We start from the raw sequence: 4583 nt of genomic DNA, 5'->3' as shown, positions 1-4583 counted from the left end.
GTCAACCAGTCCTGGGCGGCGATGAACTCCTTCATCCCGGCTGCCAGATGGGTGTTCAGGTTGTCCCAGACCAGCACGATCGGGCCGTCGAGCTGGTTGTGGGCCGCGACGATCAGGTCGCGGTAGTCGCTCCAGGCGAAGCTCTTGCGCCCCTTGCTCTTGCCCTGGCCGTCGTCCAGCCGGGGACGGTAGATCAGCCGCGACCGCTCGCCGGGCTTGTAGCAGGTCAGGGCGGCGATCGAGACCAGCCGGCGGGAGCGGCCGCGCACCCGAACAACGGGCGTGCGGCCGCGGCGTCCCCCGGTACAGGCCTGCGGTGGTGTCATCGACTGGTTCTGCCAAGATTTTCGTGATGCGGTGGCAGAGCGTCATGCGAGCAGGACGCGCTTGCGCAGGAGTGGGAGTGCGGCGCGTCCATACATTTGCCGTTTGGGCATCTTGATCCGGTTGACGTGTCCCTCGACCGGACCGTTGCTCCATGGCAGGGTGAGGCCGGCGGTGACGGCGTCCGAGTCGCGTTCGAGTCCGTTGACGAAGGCGTGCAGGTGGGGCAGGTCGTCGGTGTGAACCGTGGAGATCCAGGCGGGGAGATCGGTGCCGGTGTGGTCGCAGATCATGCGGGCGAAGCCGTGGACGTGGGCGCGCAGGGCCGCCAGTTCGGGGCAGCGGGAGAGGACATCGTCGAGGAGGCGGTCCTCCTGTGCTCGCAGGTGTCCGGGGTGGCGGGTGATCCAGCTGGTGAGGTCCTGCGGTTTCGGGGGTGGCTGTGGGGCTGACTTTGCGCTGTCGCGCAGTGGGCGTAGGAAGCGGCGGACGGCCTGGGGTGTGCGTCCTGGATAGCCCTGGGCCTGGATTTCGTGGAAGAGCGTGGCGGCATTGGTGCAGCCCTGGTTCCAGCGGCTGATCAGGTAGGGCCGGTAGGCGTCCAGCCGAGTGGTGCGGGTGGCACGGTCGGCGAGTGCCTCGGGGTTGTCGCAGTGCGCGTATCGGCGGGTGGTGTGGCGGGCCAGCCCCAGTTCGCGTCCGATCGCGCTGATGGTCCATCCCTGAGCGAGCAGGTCCTGGAAGGTACGGTGCCGTTCGCGGGTGCGTGTGACCAGCCATTTCTCGGCTCCGGTGTCCGGGTTGAGGGCGGGGTCGGGGGCGGTCGCCGGTGCGGGTTCGGGGTGTTGCGGTGGCGGTGGTGTGAGGCAGGAGCGGTGGGCGATGATGGCGCGTTCGACTGCGTGGGCCAAGTTGTCCCACAAGTGCCACGCGTCGGCGGCCTGCTGTGCCTGCGGTGCTCCGGCCCTCGCGGCTTCGGCGTAGGCACCTGCTCGATCCCGGCAGATCACCTCGATGCCGGGGTGGGCGGACAGCCAGGCGGCCGGGGGTGCTTTCTCCCGCCCGGGAAGCATGTCCAGGACCCGGTGGGAGTCCAGATCGACGAGCACGGTGCCGTACCGTCGGCCCCGGCGGGTTGCGAAGTCGTCGACGCCCAGTACCCGGGGCACGGTCGGCACCGGGTCGGGTATCGCCATCATTACATTGAGCAGGGTGGTCCTGCTGATCAGGATGTTCAGGACGGCCGCCAGCCGGGCGCCGGCCCGCCCGGCCAGGGCCAACGCGATCGCCTGCACGATTTCGGCAAGGGCCACTGTGCGGCGGCCGTACCTCACGGTCAGCCCTGCTACCTGCTCGGCGAACGTTCGACGAGTCCAGTGGGCGTTTCCGCAGAACATTCGCCGGACACACAATTTGACGGCGACTGAGCGGCTGCCGAGGGCCGCGTCGGACAGCTGGCGCCGGTAGCGACTGTGCACCCGCCGGGCCGGCACACCGCAGTCGGGGCAGGGCACGGTCGTGTCATCCCGGGTTCGGGCGACGACCAGCACCTTCCCGTCCTCGACCCGCACCTGCTCCACCAACACCGGGGCGAGATACGGAAGTAGCAACCGCAGAGTCTCCTCACGCGATCGCAGCGTCCTGCTTCCTTCACCGGCGCGTCACCAGCGCAGCGGAGCACTGGCAGAGCACGTCAGCTGATCAGTCTGACGCTCTGTCATCACGTCACGAAAATCCTGGCAGAAGCCATCGAGAAGCCGGCTTCGTCCTCGAAGACAATCCAGGCCTCGCACGCCGCCGCGAGCCTTTTGCCTGGGGCCACACCTCCTTCTTCCAGAGCTCCACGGCGTGCTTGTCACGCTCGAGTGCTCTGCGGGCGGGGGCCTGCCAGGACCAGCCGTGCCGTTTCAGCAACCGCCACACCGTCGCCACCGACACACTCACCCGCAGCCGACGACGGATCACCGCCTGAACCCGGACCAGGGTCCACCGTTGGCATCGAAACCGTGAGCTACCGGTCCCTTGCCGAGTTCCTCTTCCAACACGGCGAACTGGGCGTCGGTGACGGTCGGGACGTTCGCCGGACCCGCCGAGCGCAGGGCCGCCATGCCGCCCTCGCGCCAGGCACGGCGCCAGCGTTCCACCGACCGCACGCTCACCCGCAAGTCCTGCGCGATCACCGCGGTCTTCTCACCCGCCGCGAACCGTTGCCCGGCCTGAAGCCGGATCCCCTCACGAAACGCCCGACGCTCAGCGGTCAGGCCCCCACCCTCCGGATACCTCACCCCACCGGCATACCGCAGGGATCATGAACCGTCACCACCCGACGACAACCCGAAAACCTCAGTAGTCAGAGCGAGCATGCCGATGCCGCGCTCGGCGGCCCGGTGGACCAGGTCACGCGGGTGGGCGGCGCCGTAGCGGGCGGAGTAGCCGCTGGCGACGTGCAGGTGCACCGCAGAGCTCATGGCACACCTCCCACGACTGAAAAGTTTCAGCCGTTATGGCTTGAATCTCCCCCTCCAGGATATCGAACGAAAATCGAACATGGCGAATCGGTTACGTCGCCGTAGGGATGTGATCACCTCATCTGTGACTGAGCGCTTCAGTCGGCGGAGCAGCGGCTAAGGTGGCGGCCTCAGTGCTTCACTCGGCGGAGTCTGGTCCCCTAGGAGGCCACCAGAGCGTCTGCGAGGCAGGCTGAATGCATGGTGTCGTTCTTCCGCCCACCCTCTCGACCAGGAGCGGGGGGCCAAAGCAGGGGGCTGCTCGCACTGGCGCAGTGCGTGCCGTTTGTGATTGCGCTGGCCGTGCTGATCATCGAGCTCACCCCTGCTCACTTCATCTATACCGGCCCCTTTCTCACTGCGGTGCCGGCGCTGGCGGCGGTAACGATGGGCCCCAAGCGCACGGCCCTGGCGGTGGTTCTCGCGCTGGCGGTCAGCGTGACCACGGCCACCTACAACCAGGCATGGGGCACCCTGCAGGTCTATACCAACTTCCTGGCCCTGGCTCTGGTCTCCGTCGCCGGTTTCGTCACGAGCAGCGTCGTGCGTGCGTGGAGGAGGAGCGAGCTCGACCAGGTCCGCCGGATCGCCGTGGCAGCACAGGAGGTCATTCTGCGGCCTGTCCCCGAGCGCCTGGGCCCGGTGCGGGCGGCCAGCCTGTGTCTCGCGGCCGGGACCGGGGCGCAGGTCGGCGGTGATCTGTACGAGGCCGTGCAGACGCGGTACGGCGTCCGGATGATCGTGGGGGACGTCCGCGGCAAGGGGCTGAATGCCATGCGCGCGGTCGCTGTGGCGCTGGGCGCGTTCCGGGTGGTCGTGCACTATGAGGACGACCTGGTGGGGGTCATGAATCACTGCGCGGCCGCGCTGCGCCGGGAGGCTGCCGTGCCGGGAGCCTTTCCCGAGGAGGCTCTGATGGAGGGATTCACCACCGCGCTCATCGCCCAGGTGCCGAGCGACGAACCTGTAGTGCAGCTGGTCAACCGCGGCCATCCGCCCCCGCTGGTACTCCACGAGGGCCGAACTCAGGCTTTGATGCCCACCTCGCCGCGTCCGCCCCTGGGCCTGGAGGACCTGATCACCGGCACTCCCGAGACGCCTGAGGGCTATCCGTTCGTACCCGGCGACCGTCTGCTTCTCTACACCGACGGCGTGATCGAAGCCCGCAACCCTGGCAACGACTTCTTCCCTCTGCCGCAGACCATGGAGTCGATCGGCTTCAGCACCACCCCTCAGGAGTTCCTTGAGCAACTGCACCAGGCATTGATCCGCCACACCGAAGGCCACTTGGCGGACGATGTGGCGATGATCCTTGTCGACCGGCTCGACAAAGGAGCCGCCATGTCGGTCATCTGAAACCTTGGCCAGTCATTGGGCAGCCTGTGGATACTCACGGTGATGCTGCGGAGTCCTATGCGACCTGTTCGGACTCAGTCCGCCGATCAGGATGACGCCACCCCTTACGAACGGGCGATGGACCGGCTCGCATCGCGGCGTGACGGTAGGTGATGTGGGCGCCACATCGACCACTGTCATCATCGCGGTGGTGTCCGCCCGCCGTGGTATGTGCCCCCCACCCGGTGGGCGTCTCTGCGTCGGTAGGACGGCCCCGAACGCTGGTGAGCACGGCGCTTGGCGAAACCCGCCCATTGAAGCGCTGAACCGTTCCGGGTTCGGTAGAGATCTCAGATGTTGGTTGTGACCTGGGGTTTCGTGGTGCTCAGGTAGTGGTTGGCTTCGTATTCGGCGGGT

Annotated in this window: 3 protein-coding genes and 2 pseudogenes; 1 reads left to right on the top strand and 4 read right to left on the bottom strand. The window is 67.4% G+C overall.

What is annotated here, in order from left to right; all coding sequences use genetic code 11:
• From ABTY04_RS40415 to ABTY04_RS40395, 4 genes and pseudogenes are all read right to left on the bottom strand, one after another.
• Window positions 1-329, bottom strand: a pseudogene (locus ABTY04_RS40415) (transposase domain-containing protein); the annotation flags it as partial.
• A gap of 39 nt (window positions 330-368) precedes the next feature.
• Window positions 369-1940: an ISL3 family transposase gene (locus tag ABTY04_RS40410; RefSeq protein ID WP_502996828.1), complete on the bottom strand. Its 1572-nt coding sequence runs from the start codon at window positions 1938-1940 to the stop codon at window positions 369-371.
• Between the two features lie 131 nt (window positions 1941-2071).
• Window positions 2072-2609 (bottom strand): annotated as a pseudogene (locus tag ABTY04_RS41425) (winged helix-turn-helix domain-containing protein); the annotation flags it as partial.
• Between the two features lie 21 nt (window positions 2610-2630).
• Window positions 2631-2792, bottom strand: coding sequence for a hypothetical protein (locus ABTY04_RS40395; protein WP_352218419.1), 162 nt, complete (start codon window positions 2790-2792; stop codon window positions 2631-2633).
• Window positions 2793-3032: 240 nt separating this feature from the next.
• Here ABTY04_RS40395 and ABTY04_RS40390 point away from each other — a divergent pair, with 240 nt between their 5' ends.
• Window positions 3033-4187 (top strand): PP2C family protein-serine/threonine phosphatase, encoded by a 1155-nt coding sequence (locus ABTY04_RS40390; RefSeq protein WP_352218418.1) that lies wholly within the window; start codon window positions 3033-3035, stop codon window positions 4185-4187.
• Window positions 4188-4583: the final 396 nt, after the last annotated feature.

The organism is Streptomyces sp. NPDC097981 (genome assembly GCF_040302565.1).
GTDB lineage: Bacteria > Actinomycetota > Actinomycetes > Streptomycetales > Streptomycetaceae > Streptomyces.
This window is presented reverse-complemented; position numbering and strand designations above follow the sequence as displayed.